At 72.4% G+C, this 19,143-nt stretch carries 17 protein-coding genes; 11 read left to right on the top strand and 6 right to left on the bottom strand.

The window, feature by feature from the left end; translation table 11 throughout:
* The first annotated feature begins 167 nt into the window (after positions 1 to 167).
* Complete coding sequence (locus AIIKEEIJ_RS14980; protein ID WP_044476102.1) at positions 168 to 560, top strand: MarR family winged helix-turn-helix transcriptional regulator; 393 nt, start codon at positions 168 to 170, stop codon at positions 558 to 560.
* A gap of 63 nt (positions 561 to 623) precedes the next feature.
* On the opposite strand, the gene ku is transcribed toward AIIKEEIJ_RS14980, so the two are convergent.
* Genes ku through AIIKEEIJ_RS14995 form a run of 3 tightly spaced genes read right to left on the bottom strand, consistent with a single transcriptional unit; the run spans position 624 to position 3,555 of the window.
* Positions 624 to 1,601, bottom strand: a complete 978-nt coding sequence (gene ku, locus AIIKEEIJ_RS14985; RefSeq protein ID WP_006939272.1) for a non-homologous end joining protein Ku — start codon at positions 1,599 to 1,601, stop codon at positions 624 to 626.
* 52 nt (positions 1,602 to 1,653) lie between these two features.
* A complete protein-coding gene (locus tag AIIKEEIJ_RS14990) occupies positions 1,654 to 2,763 on the bottom strand; it encodes a lycopene cyclase family protein (RefSeq protein WP_006939274.1) in 1,110 nt (369 codons plus the stop codon).
* Between the two features lie 3 nt (positions 2,764 to 2,766).
* Positions 2,767 to 3,555: an SDR family oxidoreductase gene (locus AIIKEEIJ_RS14995; RefSeq protein WP_043798805.1), complete on the bottom strand. Its 789-nt coding sequence runs from the start codon at positions 3,553 to 3,555 to the stop codon at positions 2,767 to 2,769.
* Positions 3,556 to 3,680: 125 nt separating this feature from the next.
* On the opposite strand from AIIKEEIJ_RS14995, the gene AIIKEEIJ_RS15000 reads away from it, so the two are divergent.
* Together AIIKEEIJ_RS15000 and AIIKEEIJ_RS15005 are read left to right on the top strand one after the other, a co-directional pair.
* Entirely contained in the window at positions 3,681 to 5,309 is a 1,629-nt protein-coding gene (locus AIIKEEIJ_RS15000) for an ABC-F family ATP-binding cassette domain-containing protein (RefSeq protein WP_006939277.1), read from the top strand.
* Positions 5,310 to 5,463: 154 nt separating this feature from the next.
* A complete protein-coding gene (locus AIIKEEIJ_RS15005; protein ID WP_006939279.1) occupies positions 5,464 to 5,709 on the top strand; it encodes a helix-turn-helix domain-containing protein in 246 nt (81 codons plus the stop codon).
* 5 nt (positions 5,710 to 5,714) lie between these two features.
* On the opposite strand, the gene AIIKEEIJ_RS15010 is transcribed toward AIIKEEIJ_RS15005, so the two are convergent.
* Both AIIKEEIJ_RS15010 and acnA read right to left on the bottom strand, forming a co-directional pair.
* Positions 5,715 to 6,287: a TetR/AcrR family transcriptional regulator gene (locus AIIKEEIJ_RS15010; RefSeq protein WP_006939281.1), complete on the bottom strand. Its 573-nt coding sequence runs from the start codon at positions 6,285 to 6,287 to the stop codon at positions 5,715 to 5,717.
* Between the two features lie 97 nt (positions 6,288 to 6,384).
* Positions 6,385 to 9,189: an aconitate hydratase AcnA gene (gene acnA, locus AIIKEEIJ_RS15015; RefSeq protein WP_065922572.1), complete on the bottom strand. Its 2,805-nt coding sequence runs from the start codon at positions 9,187 to 9,189 to the stop codon at positions 6,385 to 6,387.
* 257 nt (positions 9,190 to 9,446) lie between these two features.
* On the opposite strand from acnA, the gene AIIKEEIJ_RS15020 reads away from it, so the two are divergent.
* From AIIKEEIJ_RS15020 to AIIKEEIJ_RS15055, 8 genes are all read left to right on the top strand, one after another.
* Complete coding sequence (locus tag AIIKEEIJ_RS15020) at positions 9,447 to 9,992, top strand: Rv1476 family membrane protein (RefSeq protein WP_006939285.1); 546 nt, start codon at positions 9,447 to 9,449, stop codon at positions 9,990 to 9,992.
* 344 nt (positions 9,993 to 10,336) lie between these two features.
* Positions 10,337 to 12,157 carry an NlpC/P60 family protein gene (locus tag AIIKEEIJ_RS15025; RefSeq protein ID WP_161995981.1) on the top strand — a complete coding sequence of 607 codons (1,821 nt, stop codon included), beginning with the start codon at positions 10,337 to 10,339 and terminating at the stop codon, positions 12,155 to 12,157.
* A gap of 153 nt (positions 12,158 to 12,310) precedes the next feature.
* A complete protein-coding gene (locus AIIKEEIJ_RS15030) occupies positions 12,311 to 13,471 on the top strand; it encodes an AAA family ATPase (RefSeq protein WP_006939288.1) in 1,161 nt (386 codons plus the stop codon).
* Entirely contained in the window at positions 13,468 to 14,421 is a 954-nt protein-coding gene (locus AIIKEEIJ_RS15035) for a DUF58 domain-containing protein (protein WP_029543665.1), read from the top strand. Before AIIKEEIJ_RS15030 ends, AIIKEEIJ_RS15035 begins: the two co-directional genes overlap by 4 nt.
* Positions 14,418 to 15,398, top strand: coding sequence for a VWA domain-containing protein (locus tag AIIKEEIJ_RS15040; protein WP_006939291.1), 981 nt, complete (start codon positions 14,418 to 14,420; stop codon positions 15,396 to 15,398). The genes AIIKEEIJ_RS15035 and AIIKEEIJ_RS15040 overlap by 4 nt, the downstream gene beginning before the upstream one ends.
* 79 nt (positions 15,399 to 15,477) lie before the next feature.
* Positions 15,478 to 16,227 carry a 3-oxoacyl-ACP reductase FabG1 gene (gene fabG1 / locus AIIKEEIJ_RS15045; protein ID WP_006939293.1) on the top strand — a complete coding sequence of 250 codons (750 nt, stop codon included), beginning with the start codon at positions 15,478 to 15,480 and terminating at the stop codon, positions 16,225 to 16,227.
* A gap of 52 nt (positions 16,228 to 16,279) precedes the next feature.
* Positions 16,280 to 17,092: an NADH-dependent enoyl-ACP reductase InhA gene (inhA, locus tag AIIKEEIJ_RS15050; RefSeq protein WP_006939295.1), complete on the top strand. Its 813-nt coding sequence runs from the start codon at positions 16,280 to 16,282 to the stop codon at positions 17,090 to 17,092.
* Positions 17,093 to 17,101: 9 nt separating this feature from the next.
* On the top strand, positions 17,102 to 18,166 hold the full coding sequence (locus tag AIIKEEIJ_RS15055; protein ID WP_006939297.1) for a ferrochelatase: 1,065 nt from the start codon (positions 17,102 to 17,104) through the stop codon (positions 18,164 to 18,166).
* A gap of 85 nt (positions 18,167 to 18,251) precedes the next feature.
* On the opposite strand, the gene AIIKEEIJ_RS15060 is transcribed toward AIIKEEIJ_RS15055, so the two are convergent.
* Positions 18,252 to 19,061, bottom strand: a complete 810-nt coding sequence (locus tag AIIKEEIJ_RS15060) for a hypothetical protein (protein WP_006939299.1) — start codon at positions 19,059 to 19,061, stop codon at positions 18,252 to 18,254.
* Positions 19,062 to 19,143 lie beyond the last annotated feature (82 nt).

The following is a 19,143-nucleotide window of genomic DNA, read 5'->3' on the forward strand; positions in this document are numbered from 1 at the left end:
CTCCGTATCATCCTCATCGAGAGTGCGGGAGGAACCGAGTGAATCAGCTGCTGAGAGTCCAGAACTTCACCGTCTCGTGTGACGGCTTCGGGGCCGGTGTACACCAGAGACCGGATCCGGGGGCCGGCAGCTCCCCGGATCCGATCACCGCCCTCGAACACGAGTTCATGGCGCTGATGCGCCGCGGCCGGGCACAGATGGGGGAGCGGGCCCGCGCCGTCCACCCCCGGCTGGATCCGGCGTGCTACCCGCTGCTGGTGCTGCTCGGCCGCGCCGACGCGGTGGCGATGTCGGAGCTGCTCGCGGATCTCGCCATCGAGAAGTCGACGTTGACGCGGCGCATCGACGCCGCCGCCCGGCTCGGCCTGGTCGAGCGGACGACGGACCCGCAGGACGCGCGGGCGCGGCTCGTGGCGCTCACCCCGGAAGGCCGGGAGCGGCTGACCGCGCTGCAGCGCGAGCAGACGGCGCGGTGGCGTCGCCGGCTGTCCGCATGGGACCCGGCCGACGTGGAGCAGCTCACGGCGCTCCTGCGCCGCCTCGGCGACGGACTGGACTGAGATGTGGTGCCGGCCGCGGCCGGCACCCATCCGACACCTGAGGCCCCGGCCGGTGCCGGGGCCTCAGGCCCGCTTGCGCGCGGTGGACTTCTTCGCGGGGGCCTTCTCGGTGGTCTTCTTCGCCGCCGTCTTCTTCGCGGTGGGCTTCTCGGCCGTGGTCTTCTTCGCCGGCGTCTTCTTCGCGGCGCTCTTCCTGGCGGGCGTCTTCTTCGCCGCCGCGCCCCGGGCGGGCGCGGCCGCGCCCGACTCGTCGCCGGCCGCGGCGGCGTCCACGCTGCGCTGCAGCGCAGCCACCAGGTCCAGCACCTCGGCGTCCTCGGCGGCGGGTTCCCCCGCCGGGGTCACCGGCAGCACCTTCTCGCCGCCCCGGGCGATGATGTCGTCGATCAGCGACCGCAGCTCGACCTGGTACTCGTCGGTGAACTCGTCCGGACGGAAGTCGTCGGCCATCGACTCGACGAGCATCTCCGCCATCGCCAGTTCCTTCTGCTTCGGCGGCTCCGCGTCGTCGAGCACCGGGAACGCCACCGACCGCACCTCGTCCGGCCACAGCAGGGTCTGCAGCACGAGCACGCCGTCGCGGTTGCGCAGCGCCGCCAGCCGGGTGCGCTGCCGCAGCGTGAAGTGCACCAGTGCGGTGCGATCGGTCTGCGTGAGCGTCTCGGCCAGCAGCGTGTACGCCTTCGGCGACGACGAGTCCGGCTCGAGGTAGTACGACTTCTCGAACAGGATCGGGTCGATCTGCTCGGTCGGGACGAACTGCAGCACCGGGATCTCGTGTTTCTCCGCGACGGGCAGCTTGTCGAAGTCCTCGTCGGCGAGCACGACCCGCACGCCCTCGTCGGAGTCGTAGGCCTTGTCGATCTCGGTGTAGGGCACCGACTCGCCGCACTCGGTGCAGATCCGGTCGTACTTGATCCGCCCGCCGTCCTTCGCATGCACCTGGTGGAACCGGATGTCGTGGCTCTCCGTGGCCGAATACACCTTCACCGGCACGTTCACCAGCCCGAACGCGATGGAACCCTTCCAGATCGAACGCATGGTTCCATCATGATCGAGATCGGCGCCCGCCGCGCGGAACCGGGCGAACTCCTCACCACAGGGCGCGCAGCATCGCCCCGCGCAACGCCGGCGAACCCGTCGCGAACATCCGGGTCATCGCCGCCACCGTCCCGCCGAGGTCGGTGCGGCCCGACAGGTAGGAGCGCTGGCGTTCCGGTGGCAGCGTGAAGAACCCCGCGAAGAACGCCGGGGTCTGTTCCGGGCGTAGTCCCAGCAGCACCCGCAGCCCCGAGGCGCGCAGCTGCGCGACCGCACGCGCGGACGGGGACCACAACGCCGCCGTGGCGCTGCGGCCCCCGGCGAGCGCGTGCGCCACCGGATCGGCCGCCGCCAGCGACGCCGCCACCGCGTAGCCGGTGCCCGGGTGCATCAGCCCGCCGCGGGCGCCGAACCGGGCCACCCCGCGCGCCGACCCCGGCGGGGGTTGCACGGCGAACCGCACCCGCTCCACCGGCTCCGTCCCGCTCAGCGTGACCCCGCGCGCGGCGAGCCGGGCCTCGAGGCGGCGCCGCAACTCGGCGAGCGGAATGGCGGGCCGCCCCACCAGGCAGGTCTCCTCCAGCAGCACCCGGCCGCCGCCGAGCGGCACCGCGTACAGGAACGACGGCGCATCCCCGGAGCGGGTGCGGTTGTCGCGCCGCCAGTCCATGAACCAGGCGGCGCGGCCCTCCAGCACGGGTGCGGCAGTGGCGGTGTCGACCGTGACCCCGAAGGCGGTCTGCTGGGCGCGGGAGCGGTCGGCGGGCACCCCGCGCGCGTCGATCACGCTCCGGGCCCGCAGCACGCTTCCGTCCGCGAGGGTGACGCGATCCGGGGCGACGGCGTCCACCCGGCCGGCCCGTACCCGCGCAGGCTCCAGCGCCAGGCTTCGCTGCAGTGCCGACGCATCGAACACACCGTAGGGGCGCTCGATCCGGTGTGGCCGCACCGTCCACGCCGCCGGCTCGTCCACCCGCGCCGCGAGCACCGAGGGGGGCAGCCACGACGGCAGCTCGTCGAGCCACGCCGCATACGTCGCAGTCCACGGCCGATCCGGCTGCGGGTCCACGGCCAGCACGTCGAGACCCGCGGCGACCGCCCGGTGTGCCACCGCACGCCCCGCCGGCCCGAGCCCGACGACCAGCACCTCCGCGTCTATCACCCGCTACATCGCTCCCGTCGCCAGCAGTCCACCGTCCACCCGCACAGTCTCCCCGGTGATCCAGCCGGCCGCATCGGAGACCAGGAACGCGACCAGCTCGGCGACGTCCTCGGGCGTGCCGAGGCGGCCCATCGGGTATCGGGCGGCGGCGGTGTCCTCACCGCCGGCGACGAGCGCGGCCGCGAACCTCGTCTTCACCACCCCGGGCGCGACCGCGTTGACGCGCACGCCCGGCCCCAGCTGCCAGGCCAGCTCCTCGGTCAGCCGGATCAGCGCCGCCTTCGACGCCCCGTACGCGGCGATCACGCCGGTCGAGCGCAGGCCCGCCACGCTCGCGACGTTGATCACGGAACCGCCGTGCTCGGCCATCCACGCGCGGTAGGCCTGCTGCACGAATCCCAGCGCGGCGACGACGTTGACGTCGAAGATCTTGCGGACGGCGTCCAGGTCGGCGTCCATCAACGCCCCGTAGACGGGGTTGATGCCGGTGTTGTTGATCAGGATGTCGAGCCCGCCGAGCTCGGCGACGGTGCGGCGCACCGCCTCGGCGCGGGTGTCGGCGTCCCCGGCGTTACCGGGCAGCTCGAGCACCTGCCCGCCGTGTCCGAGGGCGCGCAGCTCGCCGGCGGCCTCGGCGAGCGGCTCGGCGTGGCGGGCCGTGAGGGCCACGCTCGCGCCGCGGGCGAGCAGCGCCGCGGCGATCGCCTTGCCGATCCCGCGGCTCGCTCCGGTGACCAGCGCCGCGCGGCCCGTGAGGTCGGAGCCGGGGGAGGTGTCGGGGGAAGTGGTCATGCCGGCGAACGTAGCGCATCTCACCCCGGCATCCCGGGGTGGACACGGTAAATTGAATGGTTCGTGCGCCTGCCCCTGCGGCATCATTGGCAGCCAATCCGAGTCGTCCCCGAGGAGCCTCACGCGTGATCACCGCCACCGATCTGGAAGTCCGCGCCGGCGTGCGGACGCTGCTCTCGGCGCCGGGCCCGGCGCTGCGGGTGCAGCCCGGCGACCGGATCGGGCTGGTCGGGCGCAACGGTGCCGGCAAGACCACCACCCTGCGCATCCTCGCGGGGGAGGGCGAGCCGTACGCGGGCGCCGTCGTCCGCTCCGGCGACCTCGGCTACCTGCCGCAGGATCCCCGCGAGGGCAACCTGGACGTCCTGGCCAAGGACCGTGTGCTCTCCGCCCGCGGCCTCGACGAGATCCTGCGCGCGATGGAGAAGCAGCAGGCCGTCATGGCCGAGGCCGTCGACGAGAACGTCCGTGACCGGGCGGTACGCAAGTACGGGTCGCTCGAGGAACGCTTCTCGGCCCTCGGCGGGTACGAGGCCGAGTCCGAGGCCGCTCGGATCTGCACCAGCCTCGGACTGCCGGACCGGGTCCTGGGCCAGCCCCTGCGCACCCTGTCCGGTGGTCAGCGCCGCCGCGTCGAACTCGCCCGCATCCTGTTCGCCGCCTCCGACGGCTCCGGCAAGTCCACCACCACCCTGCTGCTCGACGAGCCCACCAACCACCTCGACGCCGACTCGATCACCTGGCTGCGCGGATTCCTGCAGAACCACGACGGCGGCCTGGTCGTCATCAGCCACGACGTGGACCTGCTCGCCGACGTCGTGAACAAGGTGTGGTTCCTCGACGCGGTGCGTGGCGAGGCCGACATCTACAACATGGGCTGGAAGAAGTACCTCGACGCGCGGGCCACCGACGAGGCGCGCCGTCGCCGCGAACGCGCCAACGCCGAGAAGAAGGCGTCCGCGCTGCGGCAGCAGGCGGCCAAGCTCGGCGCGAAGGCCACCAAGGCCGTCGCGGCGCAGAACATGGCCAAGCGCGCCGACAAGCTGCTCGCCGAGCTCGACGAGGTGCGGGTGGCCGACAAGGTGGCCAAGATCCGGTTCCCGGAGCCGGCGCCGTGTGGCAAGACCCCGCTCATGGCCGAGAGCCTGACGAAGGTGTACGGCTCGCTGGAGATCTTCACCGGTGTGGACCTGGCGATCGACCGGGGCAGCCGTGTCGTCGTGCTCGGTCTCAACGGTGCCGGCAAGACCACGCTGCTGCGTCTGCTCGCGGGGGTGGAGACCCCGGACGCGGGCCGGCTGGCGCCCGGCCACGGCCTGAAGATCGGCTACTTCGCCCAGGAGCACGACACCCTCGACGACGACGCGACGGTGTGGGAGAACATCCGGCACGCGGCGCCGGACGCGGGGGAGCAGGACCTGCGGGGGCTGCTCGGGGCGTTCATGTTCACCGGCCCGCAGCTCGACCAGCCGGCCGGGACGCTGTCCGGCGGTGAGAAGACCCGGCTGGCGCTGGCCGGACTGGTGTCGTCCGCGGCGAACGTGCTGCTGCTCGACGAGCCGACCAACAACCTCGATCCGGTCTCGCGGGAGCAGGTGCTCGACGCGCTGCGCAGCTACGCCGGTGCGGTCGTGCTCGTCACCCACGATCCCGGCGCGGCCGAGGCGCTCGATCCGGAGCGGGTGATCCTGCTGCCGGACGGTTCCGAGGACCACTGGTCGCAGGAGTACCTGGAGCTGATCCAGCTGGCGTGAGGTCCGGCCCTGCGTGACCGTGCGCGGGAGTACCCGGAGCCGAGCGTGCCGGCGCGGGGTGCGGCCGCGGCCCGGACCTGCGCGATTCCTCCCGGCACCTCGCCCCGTCCACTAGCCTGGAAGCGGGGCCTTGCCGAGCCGACGGGAGGATCCGATGGCACGCAAATCCGGGCACGCCGGGAATGTACTGACCAAGGGCACACGGGTCACGGGGGAATCGCGTGACCGTCTCCAGGCAGAACTGAAACGCCGCTACGAGGCCGGGGCGAGCATCCGGACGCTGGCGCAGGAGACGGGCCGTTCCTACGGGTTCGTGCACAACGTGCTCGTGGAGTCCCATGTAGCGCTGCGTGGCCGGGGCGGACCGAACCGGCGGAGCGCGGCGCGCGCCTCGACCTGAGCGGGTCAGCCGGCGGCAGTCCGTCGCACGGACTCCTCGACCAGGTCCAGTACCGCCGACAGTTCGCTGTCGGCGGTGCCCGAGGCGAGCCGCGCGATGAGGCCGTCGAGGACCAGGTCCAGGTAGCTGAGCACCACCTCGGTCGGCACGTCGTCGCGCAGCCGGCCGGCTTCGCGTTGCCGCTCGAGCCGGCCCACGGTCGCCTTGGTCAGCTCGGCGGAGTGCTGTGTCCACGCCTTCGCGAAGTCCGGGTCGGTGCGCAGGCGCCGGGTGATCTCCAGCCGGGTGCCGAGCCAGTCGAACTGCTCCGGTGAGGCGAGCATGTCCCGCATCACCTGCACGAGGCCCTGCTCGGCGGCGACGTCGGCCATCCGCGCCGCATCCTCCTGGGCCAGCGCCAGGAACAGCCCGTCCTTGTCCTTGAAGTGATGGAAGATCGCGCCGCGGGACAGTCCCGTGGCGTCCTCCAGGCGGCGCACCGTGGCGCCGTCGTAGCCGAACTCGGCGAAGCACCGTCGCGCGCCGGCGAGGATCTGACTCCGGCGTGCGGCGAGGTGGTCCTCACTGACCTTGGGCACCGCGAACGTCCTTTCGGGGAAGAGACGGCGGGCCCGAGACGAGACGTCCCGAGCCCGCCGCCGGTGCACTGCGTGTGCGGTGAACCGATCTCGGACGTCAGCCCTTGATCATGTTGCGCAGCACGTACTGCAGGATGCCGCCGTTGCGGTAGTAGTCCGCCTCACCGGGGGTGTCGATCCGCACGACCGCGTCGAAGACGACCTTCTCGCCGTTCTCCCGGGTCGCGGTGACCTTGACGGTCTTCGGGGTGACGCCCTCGTTCAGCTTCTCGATGCCCTCGATGTCGTAGACCTCGGTGCCGTTCAGCTTCAGCGAGGCGGCCGACTCGCCGGCGGGGAACTGCAGCGGGACGACACCCATGCCGATGAGGTTGGAGCGGTGGATCCGCTCGAACGACTCGGTGATGACGGCCTTGACGCCGAGCAGGCTGGTGCCCTTGGCGGCCCAGTCCCGCGAGGAACCGGAGCCGTACTCCTTGCCGCCCAGCACGACCAGCGGGATGCCGGCGTTCTGGTAGTTCTGCGACGCGTCGTAGATGAACGCCTGCGGGCCGCCGTCCTGCGTGAAGTCGCGGGTGTAGCCGCCCGAGACGTCGTCGAGGAGCTGGTTGCGCAGCCGGATGTTCGCGAACGTGCCGCGGATCATCACCTCGTGGTTGCCGCGCCGCGAGCCGTAGGAGTTGAAGTCCTTGCGCTCGACACCGTTGGCCTCGAGGTACTGCGCGGCCGGGGTGCCCGCCTTGATGTTGCCGGCGGGGGAGATGTGGTCGGTGGTGACCGAATCGCCGAGCAGCGCGAGCACCCGCGCCCCCTTGATGTCCGTGACCGGAGCCGGGGTCTTGGGCATGCCCTCGAAGTACGGGGGCTTACGCACGTAGGTGGACTGGGGATCCCACTCGAAGGTCTTGCCCTCCGGGGTGGGCAGGCCACGCCAGCGCTCGTCGCCCTTGAACACGTCCGCGTAGCCCTTGACGTACATCTCCTGGCTGATCGCGGAGCCGATGGTGTCCTGGATCTCCTGGGCGGAGGGCCAGATGTCCTTCAGGAACACGTCGTTGCCGTCGGCATCCTGGCCGAGGGCGTCGTGCTCGAAGTCGAAGTCCATCGTGCCGGCGAGGGCGTAGGCGATGACCAGCGGCGGGGACGCCAGGTAGTTCATCTTCACGTCGGGGGAGATGCGACCCTCGAAGTTGCGGTTGCCGGAGAGCACCGCGGTGGCCGTCAGGTCGTTGTCGTTGATGGCCTTGCTGATCGCCTCGTCCAGCGGGCCGGAGTTGCCGATGCAGGTGGCGCAGCCGTAGCCGACGAGGTAGAAGCCGAGCTTCTCGAGGTACGGCCACAGGCCGGCCTTCTCGTAGTAGTCGGTGACGACCTGCGAGCCGGGGGCCATGGAGGTCTTGACCCACGGCTTGGCCGACAGGCCCTTCTCGACGGCGTTGCGGGCGAGCAGCGCGGCGCCGAGCATCACGGACGGGTTCGAGGTGTTGGTGCAGGAGGTGATGGAGGCGATCACGACGGCACCGTGGTCGAGGACGAACTCGCCCTTCTCCTCGGAGACGACCTTGACCGGCTTGGTCGGCCGGCCCTCGGAGCCGTTCGCGGCCGACTGGACATTCACGGCACCGTCGTCGGCGAAGGACAGGGCGACCGGGTCGGACGCCGGGAAGGACTCCTCGACGGCCTCGTCGAGCTGGGTGTGGTCGGCCGGGTGGTGCTCCTCCACGTAGTTGTGGATGTCCTTGCGGAAGGCGCTCTTCGACTCCGACAGCAGGATCCGGTCCTGCGGGCGCTTCGGGCCGGCGATGGACGGAACCACGTCACCGAGGTCGAGCTCGAGGTACTCGGAGTACTGCGGCTCGACATCCGCGTCGTGCCACAGGCCCTGCTCCTTGGCGTAGGCCTCGACGAGGGCGAGCTGCTCGTCGCTGCGGCCGGTCAGGCGCAGGTAGTTCACGGTCTCCTCGTCGATCGGGAAGATCGCCGCGGTGGAGCCGAACTCGGGGCTCATGTTGCCCAGGGTGGCGCGGTTGGCCAGCGGCACCTCGGCGACGCCCTTGCCGTAGAACTCGACGAACTTGCCGACGACACCGTGCTTGCGCAGCATCTCGGTGACGGTGAGGACCACGTCGGTGGCGGTCACGCCCGGCTTGATCTCACCGGTGAGCTTGAACCCGACCACGCGCGGGATGAGCATGGAGACCGGCTGGCCGAGCATCGCGGCCTCGGCCTCGATGCCGCCGACGCCCCAGCCGAGCACGCCCAGGCCGTTGACCATGGTGGTGTGCGAGTCGGTGCCGACGCAGGTGTCGGGGTAGGCCTGGCCGTTCCGGACCATGACGGTGCGCGCGAGGTGCTCGATGTTGACCTGGTGCACGATGCCGGTGCCGGGCGGGACGACCTTGAAGTCGTCGAAGGCACCCTGGCCCCAGCGCAGGAACTGGTAGCGCTCCCCGTTGCGCTGGTACTCGATGTCGACGTTGCGCTCGAAGGCGTCGGCGCGGCCGGCGACGTCGATGATCACGGAGTGGTCGATGACCATCTCGGCGGGGGCCAGCGGGTTGACCTTGTTCGGGTCGCCGCCGAGGGTCTCGACGGCCTCGCGCATCGTGGCGAGGTCGACGATGCAGGGCACGCCGGTGAAGTCCTGCATGATCACGCGGGCGGGCGTGAACTGGATCTCGACGCTCGGCTCGGCCGACGGATCCCAGCTCGCGATGGCGCGGATGTGATCGGCGGTGATGTTCGCACCGTCTTCGGTGCGCAGCAGGTTCTCGGCGAGAACCTTCAGTGCGTAAGGGAGTTTCTCGGTGCCCGGAACGGCCGAGAGGCGGAAGATCTCGTAGGAGTTCTCTCCGACCTCCAGCGTCCCCTTGGCGCCGAACGAATCAATACTGGTGCTCACGTCAGCTCCACTCGTCGATGAGGCTCGCCGCCGACGGGGCTGTGTCGACGGCCGAAGCGAGGCCCCGGAGCCGAGCCGGGCCGCAGAACAGGGCCGGACGGCGTCGGAGGCGTCTCGCGGCAAGTCTAACAGTACGCTTGTCCTGTGAACCGATGGGACACAACCGCCGATCCGGCGTCCGGCCGCCGCCGCGGCGCCGTCGCGTAGGGTACGAACGGCGCCGCACGAGCGGCGGCCGTCGAGCCCCACGGAGAGAGATGTCTGCGCCCCTGTCACGTGTCCTGACACCGTCGGCCACCGACCTCCCCCCGGGTGTCTCGCTCGAGCAGGTCCTCGCCGATCTCGCCGACGACCAGGTCTCGGCACCCCCGGACCGCGTCGACGACCTGGTCGCCGTCGTCGAACGCGCGCAACAGCACGGCATCGACCTGAGCATCGTCGTGCTCGACCGCGATCCCCGGCTCGACTCGCAACTGCGCGACCTCGCGACCGACGTCGCCGGCGAGGACGGCGGCACCGTGCTCGTGCTGAGCCCCGGCTGGGCCGGCGCCCACAGCGACAGCATCGACCGGGTGCTCCTCGAGTCCGCGCAGGACCGCACCTACACCGGCGATCCGGTCGTCTCGGCGTCCAACTTCGTCGACGCACTCACCGAGCCCGCGCCGCCCTGGACGCTGCTGACGGTGCTGCTGCTGCTCGCGGTCGCGGGCGCGGCGGGGGCCACGTACCTCGCCAAGGCGGTCCGTCGCCGCGGCGACACCGGCGGGGCGGAGACGGTCGCTGCCGACCGGCCCGCCCGCTGACCGGACCGCACCGAGAATTTTCCCGGCCACTACTGTGGCCGTCGTCACAGTTCAGGGCGTTGACACAGGTCGAATTACCCTTCTGTTATTTGTGACTGGAGTTTCCTCGGGGTGCAAAGTGTCGTACGGTGCACTTGGCGCTCTTGGGGAAGGGGTGTCACACATACCCGGAGTCGGGTCGCGGTGCGAACCGTGAGGCGACGCCGGGCTGCCGAGCGATGCAACCGCGGCCTCGTCCGCGGTGGATCGCTGCTGCGGCGACCCCTTTCCAGGTTGCGCTCGGGTGCGTCCCGCCGGCGCGACCGAGGGAGGGCGATGTGAGGCGTAGCGGTATACGGCAGGCGATGTCCCGACAGCCGTCGCGGACGCCCCGAAGACGCCGACTGTCCCGCACGACTCGGCTGGTTCTCGGTCTCGGCCTGGCCGTCTCCCTGATCGCGGGTACCGCCGCGTCCGCCGGCGCGGTACCGTCCCCGCCGCCGAATCCCAGCGATGCCGATCTCGCGGCCGCCGGGGTGGCCGTCGCCGCCGGGGTGGACCAGGTGGGCAGCCTCATCCTCCGGATCGCCACCGCCGACCAGCAACTCGCCGAACTCGAGAATCAGGTCGCGGTCAAGCGGGAGAACGTCAACCGTGCCCTCGTGGACCTGCAGTCCGCCCGCGACGCCGCCGACGCCGCCGCCCACGCGGTCGCCCTGTCGCAGCAGGCGCTGAAGGACGCGGGCACCCGGATCCGGCAGGCGCAGCAGGACTTCGACGCGTTCGCCCGCGACAGCTACGTCCAGGGCACCAATGTCGCCTCCCTCGCCTCGTTCATCGGCTCCACCGGTCCCGACGACCTGCTCGACCGCGCCCAGATCATGCGCCTGCTCTCCGCGGGCCGCACCGTCGTCCTCGACGCCCTCGAACGTGCCCGCACCGAGCAGGCCAACCGGGACTCGCGGGCGCGGGCCAGCAAGCAGGAGGCGGACGCCGCCGCCGCCGCGGCGGAGGAACGCCGGGCCGCCGCCGAGGCGGCGATCGCCGAGGCGCGCACCGCGCTGGCCGCGCAGACGGCCGAGAAGCAACGCATCGAACAGGACCGCGCGCAGGCGCAGGCCGAACTCGACCGGGCCCGCGGCACCGTCACCGGGCTCGAGGGCCAGCGCGCGCAGTACGCGGAGTGGGATCGGCAGCGGCAGGCCGAGGAGGCCGCGGCGGCCGCGGCCGAGACCGCCGCCCGGCAGGCTGCGGCCGACGCCGCCCGGCGCGTCGCCGCCGACGCCGACGCCCGCGCCCGCGCGGCCGAACTGGCCAACGGGCAGCGGCCCCACACCCAGATCGACGACTACGTGCGGCCCCGGCCGGCGGCCGCCGAATCCGGCGAGTCCGAGGTCGGATTCGAGTCGCCGCTGCCACCCACCTCCGACGCGACCACCACCCGGCCGGGCCGCACCACGCCCGAGCAGGACGAGTCGGGTACCGACGGGTCGGGCACCGACGGATCCGAGGACGGCACCGGCGGGTCGGGCACCGACGGATCCGGGGACGGCACCGGCGGATCCGGGGACGGCACCGACGGATCGGGGGACGGCACCGACGGATCGGGCGAGCCGACGACCGACGGCAGCGGCGAGTCCGACTCGGAGGACTCGACGATCCCCGACCGCGCCGACCCGGTCGAGGAGGAGGGCACCACCACGTCTCCGCCGACCCGCAGCCGGCCCAGGACCACTCCCAAGCCGGGCTCGACCCTCGGCGGCACCGCCGCCGTCGAAACGGTGATCGACCGGGCGATGTCGCAGATCGGGGTGCCCTACGCCTGGGGTGGTGGCGACGAGAACGGTCCGACCCTCGGCATCCGCGACGGCGGCGTCGCCGACAGCTACGGGGACTACAACAAGGTCGGCTTCGACTGCTCCGGGCTGATGATCTACGCATTCGCCGGGATCGGGATCTCGCTGCCGCACTACACCGGCTACCAGTACACCGCGGGCGAGCAGGTGCCGTCGGCCGAGATGCGCCGCGGCGACATGATCTTCTACGGCCCGAACGCCAGCCAGCACGTGGGCCTCTACCTGGGCGACGGGCAGATGATCGAGGCGCCGCAGTCGGGTTCGCACGTGAAGATCTCACCGGTACGCTGGGACGGCATGACCCCGTACGTGGTACGGATGGTGTCCTGAGGCACCGCTTCGGCCCGGCCGGAGGCGGGCTCGCTCGACACCGGTGACCGCGGGCGTCGGCTCGGCGACGGCGGGGGCGTCCGGCACCTGGAATAGTGGTGTGGGTAGGTGACTTCGAGCAGGAACGACCTAGGCGAAAGCGGTGGATTCTTGGTGACCTCACGCGAGGGTGGCACGTCGGGCACGGCAACGTCGGACGCGAAGACCGCCACGGCGGCCGCGGCCGCCCCGGCCGGGGACGCGGCACGCACGTCGGACCAGGCACACGATGTGCGCCTGCTTGAGCAGGCGATCTACGAGGTCAAACGGGTGATCGTCGGTCAGGACCGGCTCGTCGAGCGGATGCTCGTCGGCGTCCTCGCCCGCGGCCACGTGCTGCTCGAAGGTGTTCCCGGCGTGGCCAAGACCCTCGCGGTCGAGACGTTCGCGAAGGTCGTCGGCGGCTCGTTCTCCCGCGTGCAGTTCACCCCGGACCTGGTGCCGACCGACCTCGTCGGCACCCGCATCTACCGGCAGGGCCGCGAGGCGTTCGACACCGAACTCGGGCCCGTCGTGGCGAACTTCGTGCTCGCCGACGAGATCAACCGGGCCCCGGCGAAGGTACAGTCCGCGCTGCTCGAGGTGATGGCCGAACGGCACGTCACGATCGGTGGCAGGACCTTCCCCATGCCCGACCCGTTCCTGGTGATGGCCACCCAGAACCCGATCGAGAACGAGGGCGTGTATCCGCTGCCGGAGGCCCAGCGCGACCGGTTCCTGTTCAAGGTCCTCGTCGACTACCCCACGGTCGAGGAGGAACGCGAGATCGTCTACCGCATGGGGGTGGCCGCACCCGAACCCAAGCAGGTCCTCGACAGCGACGAGCTGATCCGCCTGCAGCAGGTCGCCAACCGCGTGTTCGTCCACCACGCCCTCGTCGACTACGTGGTGCGCGTCATCTTCGCCACCCGCGCCCCCGGCGAGATCGGCCTGACCGAGGTCGACGGGTGGATCGCCTACGGGGCCTCCCCGCGGGCGACCCTCGGCATCATCTCCGCCGCGCGCGCCCTGGCGCTGCTGCGCGGTCGCGACTACGTCGTGCCGCAGGACGTCGTCGACATCATCCCGGACGTGCTGCGGCACCGGCTGGTGCTGTCCTACGACGCCCTCGCCGACGACGTCACGCCCGACCAGATCATCGCCCGCATCCTGCAGACCGTCGGCATGCCGCAGGTCGCCCCGCAGGCCAACCCGCCCGCCCCGGTCCCGGTCGGGGCCGCGGCCGCGCCGGCGGCAGGCGTGACCGGGCCGGAGGCGGGTGCGGGGCAGCGGTGAGCCGACGCCCCCCGGTGACCCCGCCGACCTTCCGTTCCGGCGAGCTGCGTGACCCCGCCCTCACGGCGGCGCTGCGGACCCTCGAGCTGACCGTGCGGCGCCGCCTCGACGGGGTGCTGCACGGCGACCACCTCGGGCTCATCCCGGGGCCCGGCTCGGAGCCCGGCGACGCCCGCGAGTACCAGCCCGGCGACGACGTGCGGCAGATGGACTGGTCCGTCACCGCCCGCACCACCCACCCGCACGTGCGGCAGACCGTCGCCGACCGCGAACTCGAGACCTGGTTGGCGATCGACCTCTCGCCCAGCCTCGACTTCGGCACCGGGGTCTGCGAGAAGCGGGACCTCGCCGTGGCCGCCGCCGCCGCGGTCGGCTACCTCGCCGGCGGCGGCGGCAACCGGATCGGTGCCGTGGTGAGCACCGGGGCGCGCACCCACCGCGTGCCCGCCCGCGGCGGCCAGTTGCACACGCAGGCGATGCTCCGCTCGATCGCGACGACCCCGCACGCCCCCGACGGCACCCGCGGGGACCTGCGCGGGCTGATCGAGTCGCTGCGCCGCCCGCAGCGTCGCCGCGGCCTGGCCGTCGTCGTCAGCGACTTCCTCGGCCCCATCGACTGGGAGCGTTCGCTGCGCGCCCTGTCCGGCCGGCACGACCTGCTCGCGGTGGAAGTCCTCGACCGCCGCGACCTCGAACTGCCCGACCTCGGCGACGTCGTGCTGCACGACCCCGAGACCGGGCACACCCGCGAGTTCACCACCAGCGAGCAGTTGCGCGCCGACTACGCCCGGGCCGCCGCCGAGCACCGCGCCGCCGTGCGCAAGGCCGTCCGCGGCTGCGGCGCCCCGCTGCTGAGCCTGCGCACCGACCGCAACTGGATCGACGACGTGGTCCGGTTCGTCGCCGCCCGCCGCCACAGCTTCGGCGCCCCGGTGAAGGGGGGCCGGTGAGCATCTCCGACTTCACCGCGCCGTGGTGGTTGCTGTTCCTGTTCGTCGTCGGGGCCCTCGCCGCCGGATACGTGGCGGTGCAACGCCGCCGGATGCGGCACACGCTGCGGTTCACCAACCTCGAGCTGCTCGAGAAGGTCGCCCCCCAGCGGCCCGGCCGCAGCCGGCACGTCCCGGTCGCGTTGCTGCTGGCCGGGCTGGCGCTGCTCACCGTCGCCGCTGCCGGGCCCACCGCCGAGCAGCGGGTTCCGCGCAACCGCGCCACCGTTGTCCTGGTGATCGACGTGTCGCTGTCGATGCAGGCCACCGACGTCGAGCCCACTCGCCTCGCCGCCGCGCAGGCCGCCGCCAAGTCGTTCGCCGACGACCTGACTCCCGGCATCAACCTCGGCCTGGTGGCGTTCTCCGGCACCGCGTCGGTGCTCGTCTCGCCGACCACCAACCGGGAGGCCACCAAGACCGCGATCGACAACCTGCAGCTGAGCGAGCGCACCGCCACCGGCGAGGCGATCTTCACGGCCCTGCAGTCCGTCGACACCCTCGCCGCGGTGCTCGGCGGCGGCGACCAGGCACCCCCGGCGCGGATCGTGCTGCTCTCGGACGGCAAGCAGACCGTCCCGGAGAGCCCCGACGACCCGCGCGGCGGCTTCACCGCCGCCCGGCAGGCCGCGGACAAGGACGTGCCCGTCTCGACCATCTCCTTCGGTACCGAGTACGGCACCGTCACGATCGAGGACGAGCGCATCCCGGTGCCGGTGGACGACCCGTCCCTGAAGGAGATCGCCAACCTCTCCGGCGGCACCTTCTTCACCGCATCGAACCTGCAGGAACTCGAGGACGCCTACAACACCCTCGAGGAACAGATCGGGTACGAGACCACCCGCGGCGACGCCAGCCGCCCGTGGCTGATCCTCGGTGTCCTCGCCGTCGCCGGGGGTGTCGCCGCCGCCCTGCTGCTGCGCCAACGCCTGCCCTGACCTGCGCCGCGGACCGCGTGCCCGCCGCCGCGGGCGCCTTGTTACCGACCCGTACCGCCACCAGATAGGGTTTGACCCCATGACTGACGCAAGCAGCCCCGCCGGATTGCCGCGCCCCGCGGCCACCCCCCGCTCGGTTCTCGTCACCGGCGGCAACCGCGGCATCGGCCTCGCCGTCGCTCGCCGCCTGCAGGCGGACGGCCACAAGGTCGCCGTCACCCACCGCGGCTCCGGCGCCCCGGACGGACTGTTCGGCGTCCGGTGCGATGTCACCGACAGCGCGTCCGTCGACGCCGCGTTCAAGGAGGTCGAAGAGCACCAGGGCCCGGTCGAGGTCCTGGTCGCGAACGCCGGCATCACCGACGACACGCTGCTGATGCGGATGACCGAGGACCAGTTCGCGAAGGTCATCGACGCCAACCTCACCGGTGCGTTCCGGTGCGCGAAGCGCGCCAACCGCGCGATGCTGCGGGGGCGCTGGGGTCGGATGATCTTCCTCGGCTCGGTCGTCGGCATGGCCGGTCAGGCGGGGCAGATCAACTACGCGTCCTCGAAGGCCGGCGTCATCGGCCTGGCCCGCTCGGTGACCCGCGAACTCGGCTCGCGTTCGATCACGGCGAATGTCGTCGCGCCCGGATTCATCGAGACGGACATGACCGCCGAGCTCTCCGACGACGTCCGCGACACCGCGAAGAAGTTCATCCCGCTGCAGCGTCTCGGCAAGCCCGAGGACGTCGCGGCGGTCGTGAGCTTCCTCGCGTCCGACGACTCCGCCTACGTCTCCGGCGCGGTCATCCCCGTCGACGGCGGCCTCGGCATGGGGCACTGACGCCGGCACGCACGCCACCACATCCGAAACTCACTGGAGGACCGACACACTCATGGGCGGACTGCTCGAGGGCAAGACCATTCTCGTCACCGGCATCATCACCGACGCCTCCATCGCCTTCCACACCGCGAAGGTCGCGCAGGAACAGGGCGCGAAGGTCGTCGTCACCGGCTTCGACCGGCTGCGCCTGATCGATCGCATCGCGCAGCGGCTGCCGCAGCCGGTGCCCCCGGCCCTCGAACTCGACGTGCAGAACACCGACCACCTCGACACCCTCGCCGGCCGGGTGCGCGAGCTCGCCCCCGAGGGCCTCGACGGCGTCGTGCACTCCATCGGCTTCGCCCCCCGCTCCTGCCTGGGCAGCCCGTTCCTCGACGCGCCGTGGACCGACGTCGCCGTCGCCCTCGAGGTCTCCGCCTACTCCTACGCCGCGCTCGCCAAGGCCCTGCTGCCCGTCCTCAACGACGGCGCCTCCCTGGTCGGCATGGACTTCGACCCCGCCCGCGCCGTCCCGTTCTACAACTGGATGGGCGTGTCCAAGGCCACCCTCGAGTCCGTCAACCGGTACGTCGCCAAGGAGGTCGGCGGCCGCGGTATCCGCTCCAACCTCGTCGCCGCCGGCCCGATCAAGACCCTCGCCGCGAAGGCCATCGCCGGCGACGCCACCGGCCCCGGCGCCGAGATGAACCGGCTCAACGAGGGCTGGTCCGCGGCGGCCCCGATCGGCTGGGACGTCGACGACCCCACGCCCGTCGCGAAGACCGTGTGCACGGTGCTGTCCGACTGGCTGCCCGGCACCACCGGGTCGATCGTCTACGTCGACGGGGGATTCCATTCCCAGGTCGGCTTCGGTGCCGGCGCCTAGGGTCGAGCCATGACCCGTACCTCCGAGCCGTACGACGCACTGCTGGTGCTCTCGTTCGGCGGTCCGGAAGGGCCGGACGACGTGCGCCCGTTCCTCGAGAATGTCACCCGGGGCCGCGGCGTGCCGCCCGAACGCCTCGACGAGGTCGCCGAGCACTACCTGCACTTCGGGGGTGTCTCACCGATCAACGCCCTCAACCGCGACCTCATCGCGCGCCTCGAGGCGGACTTCGCCGCCGCCGGGCTGGATCTGCCGATCTACTTCGGCAACCGCAACTGGCACCCGATGATCGAGGACACCGTCGCGGCCATGCGCGACGACGGGGTGCGCAACGCGCTGGTGTTCCCCACCTCGGCGTGGGGTGGCTATTCGGGGTGCCGGCAGTACCACGAGGACATCGCCCGCGCCCGCGCCGCCGTCGGCGACGACGCACCCGTGCTGACCAAGCTGCGGCACTTCTACGATCACCCGCTGTTCCTCGACGCCGTCGCCGACGCGGTCGCCGCGGCGCGGGCACAGCTGCCCGCCGACCGCCGCGACGCGGCGCGCCTGGTGTTCACCGCCCACTCGGTGCCCACCGCCGCCGACGCCACCGGCGGCCCACCCGAGCTGGGCGGGCACCTGTACAGCCGGCAGGTCGCCGAGGCGGCCCGCCTGGTCGCCACCGCCGCCGGCAGCGCCGACCACGACCTGGTGTGGCAGTCCCGATCCGGGCCGCCGCAGGTGCCGTGGCTCGAGCCGGACATCGTCGACCACCTCGAGGCCCTGCACGCGCGCGGCGTCGACGCGGTCGTCGTCGTGCCCGTCGGCTTCGTCTCCGACCACCTCGAAGTCGTCTGGGACCTCGACACCGAAGCCCGCGACCGGGCCGCGGAACTCGGCATGGCGTTCGCCCGCGCCGCCACCGCCGGCCCTGACCCGCGGTTCGTGCAGATGGTGCGCGAGCTGGTGCGCGAACACCTCGACGGCGCCGCCCCCGTGCGGCGCGGCACCCAGCCGCTGCTGGGCGTCGGCTGCAACGGCGTGCTGTGCGCACCGGAATGCTGCCGGCCACCGGCCCGGCCCCGCCGCTGACCGGGCGGGCTCAGCCCACCACCCCGGGCTCGGGGTAAGAGAACGAGGACGCCGGGCCTCTCCGAGGCGTGTCCGCGGCATCGGGTCAGGCGTGATGCCCCGCCCGGACCGCGGCCGCCACCGCCCCGAGCCGGGCGGCCCGCACCGCGGCCCACAGCGGACGCAGCGCCTCCTCCCGCGCGGCCTGCCCGCTGGCCGAGGCGGCCCTCGGTTCCACACCGCGGCCGGCGACCGTGAGGATGGCCGCGACCTGATCGGCCGAGTCGAGGATGCGGGCCGCGCGCCCCGGCATCGACTCCGGATACCGGTGCCGCGCATGTTCGGCGACCTCGGCCGCGATCTGCTCCCGGGGGTCGGCGGTGCGGCCGTCCGCGCCGACGGTCAGCACCCGGCCCACCCTCGCCGCCGCGTCCCGCACCGCCTCGCGCATGGCGAACTCGGCCTCCCCGAGGCCGGGCTCGGCGGGCGGCTCGGGCACCGCCGGGACCGCGAACAGCGTCCAGCGCAGCACGTCGGGCCCCTCCACCGAGGGGACGAAGCCGAGACCGGGGGTCCCGGGTGCGCCGGCGAGCACCGCCTCGCCGGCCGCGACCGCGGCGCGCGCCAGCTCGGTGCCCGGCGGCAGGCCCCGCACGTCGCCGGGCACGGGCAGCACCAGCCGGATCCCGTCCACGCCGGCCGGATCGGCCCGGCGCAGCGCGGACAGCAGCACGGCGGCGCCGTCCACGGGCGAATGCTCGGGCACGGCGGAGAAGTCGGCGGCGGGCTCGTCGCGGGAGACCACCAGATGCATCGGCGCCCAGGCGTGCAGGGCGTCGATGACGTCGTCCGGTGCGGCGTGCCCGGCCAACCAGGAACCGGCCCACACCGTCAGGGTCTGACCGGGTGAACTCACGGTTTCCGAGCATAGGCGCCGTCCCGGCAACGGGGCCACGGCCGGTCGGCGTGCCCTCCCGCCGCGGCGGCCGCGGCGGCCC

The sequence above is a fragment of the Rhodococcus sp. YH1 genome (genome assembly GCF_009939605.1).
GTDB classification, from domain to species: Bacteria; Actinomycetota; Actinomycetes; order Mycobacteriales; family Mycobacteriaceae; genus Rhodococcus; species Rhodococcus aetherivorans.